Here is a 1,602-nt window from a genome sequence, read left to right on the forward strand (position 1 = left end):
CCGAGCCCGCGCAGAGGAAGTCCGGACGGCTCGTCTCGGTGGCGGACGCCGCCGCCCCCCGGCCGCCCGCGATCGCGCCCCTCAGCCGCTCCCTGACACCGCACCTGCTCGTCGCCGGGCCCGGCACCCTGCCGCCCGACGCCGTCGCCAAGGTGCGCCGCCTGAAGGGCGTCGCGGGGGCGACCGTCGTGGACGCCGCCCGCGCCCAGGTCGCCGGACGGCAGGTCGGGCTGCTCGGCGTGGACCCGTCGGACTTCCGCGCCTACGTGCCCCGGCAGAGCGGCGCGTCCGACCAGCTCTGGCAGACGGTCGCGACCGGCGGCCTCGCCGTCTCGTTCGCCATGTCCCAGGACGGCTCGGTGCCGCTCGGCCAGGTCGTCCCGGCGGGCAGCGCGTCGCGTCCGGGACGGCTGCGGGTCTCGGCGTACGCCGCGCTCGGCATCGACGACGTCGACGCGGTCGTGTCCCGCGGCCAGGCCCGCGCGCTCGGCATGCCGGACGGCAACGCGCTGGTGCTCAGCGCGCCGAAGCTCGACCCGGACAAGCTGGAGAAGCAGATCAAGCGGATCCTGCCGAAGGGCACCAAGGTCGCGGTGCTGAACGCCCCCGCCAAGCCCGTCCGGGACGCCGCCCCGAAGGCGCAGCCGAAGGTGTCCGGACGCCCCGACGGCGCGTCCACCGCCCGCTCCCTGATCACCGGCAACACCGTCACCCCGACGATGCGCGACGTCGTGCTGGAGATCGACCGCATGTTCGGCCCGTTCCCGACGATCGGCTGCTACCGCGGCGGCGCGGACGCCCAGGACCACGCCGACGGCCGCGCCTGCGACTTCATGGAGAGCGGCGGCGGGGCCATGCCGAGCGCGTCGGCGCAGCGGCACGGCGACCAGGTCGCCGCGTACGCCGTCGCGAACGCCTCCCGCCTCGGCGTCTCCTACGTCATCTGGAAGCAGCACATCTGGAACATCGCGCGGGCGTCGGAGGGGTGGCGGCCGATGGCCGACCGGGGCGGCATCACCGCCAACCACTACGACCACGTGCACATCTCCGTCCTCCGCTGACCCGGGGCGCGTCCGACGTGGGCGCGTCCGACGCGCGGGCGGATCACCCGGCGGGCGTCAGGGAAGCGCCTGCTCGCACCAGACGGCCTTGCCGGTGGCGGTGCGGCGGACGCCCCAGCGGCGCGCGAGCCGCCCGACGACGTGCAGGCCGCGCCCGGTCTCGGTGAGCGCGGAGTCGTCGGGCTCGTACGTCCCGCGCACCCGCGGCCGGCCGTCCGAGGAGTCCTGCACCTCGCACAGCAGGCCGCCCTCGCGGACCAGGCGCAGCGTGACCCGGCCACCGGCGTGCCGGATCGCGTTGGTGACCAGCTCGGACGCCAGCAGCGCGGTCGAGTCGGCCAGCTCCGGCAGCTCCCAGCGGGCCAGCCGGTCGCGGACCAGGCCGCGGGCGCGGCGCACCGCGGCGGCCTCGGCGGGCAGCTCCCAGCTGACGTGGTGGGACGCCGGGATGCGGCGCAGCCGCGCGACGAGCATCGCGATGTCGTCGCGGTGCCGGTCGTCGTAGACGCCGCCGAGCGCGGCGTCGCAGAGGTCGTGCAGC

General features: G+C 76.5%; 2 protein-coding genes. One reads left to right on the top strand and one right to left on the bottom strand.

The annotated features are described in order from the left end of the window. Positions 1-38 precede the first annotated feature (38 nt). Positions 39-1,061, top strand: a complete 1,023-nt coding sequence (locus tag AB0J52_RS39755; protein ID WP_500188312.1) for a VldE C-terminal domain-containing protein — start codon at positions 39-41, stop codon at positions 1,059-1,061. A 57-nt stretch (positions 1,062-1,118) separates the two neighbouring features. On the opposite strand, the gene AB0J52_RS39760 is transcribed toward AB0J52_RS39755, so the two are convergent. Next, a partial coding sequence (locus AB0J52_RS39760; RefSeq protein WP_500188310.1) for an ATP-binding protein occupies positions 1,119-1,602 on the bottom strand: 484 nt, incomplete at its 5' end.

It is taken from the genome of Spirillospora sp. NPDC049652 (assembly GCF_040675125.1).
In the GTDB taxonomy this organism is placed as follows: domain Bacteria; phylum Actinomycetota; class Actinomycetes; order Streptosporangiales; family Streptosporangiaceae; genus Spirillospora.